The sequence below is a fragment of the Gemmiger formicilis genome, from assembly GCF_016901605.1.
GTDB lineage: Bacteria > Bacillota > Clostridia > Oscillospirales > Ruminococcaceae > Gemmiger > Gemmiger formicilis_B.
The window spans coordinates 1-221 of the sequence record NZ_JACJKP010000815.1; the positions used below are offsets into that span (position 1 = coordinate 1).

The window sequence follows — 221 nt, forward strand, 5'->3', positions numbered from 1 at the left end:
GAATCCCTTACGCACAAACCTCTACCGGAAAAGTCTCAGCCTCAGAAAGACCAAAACCGACCGTGTGGATGCACGAACAATTGCGGCTATGCTGTTATCCGATGCAGGCCTCAAGCCCTACTCTTATTTTGTCCTGAGGTGCGATACAGGCCTGAATCTTCTCCAACAGCGTATGAAAGCCATCCATATTGTTAGAGATGGTGAACACATCCGCCAGGACT

1 pseudogene is annotated in these 221 nt (G+C 49.3%); it reads left to right on the plus strand.

The annotated features are described in order from the left end of the window. Positions 1 to 124 (plus strand): annotated as a pseudogene (locus tag H6B10_RS18310) (IS110 family transposase); the annotation flags it as partial. Between the last annotated feature and the right edge of the window lie 97 nt (positions 125 to 221).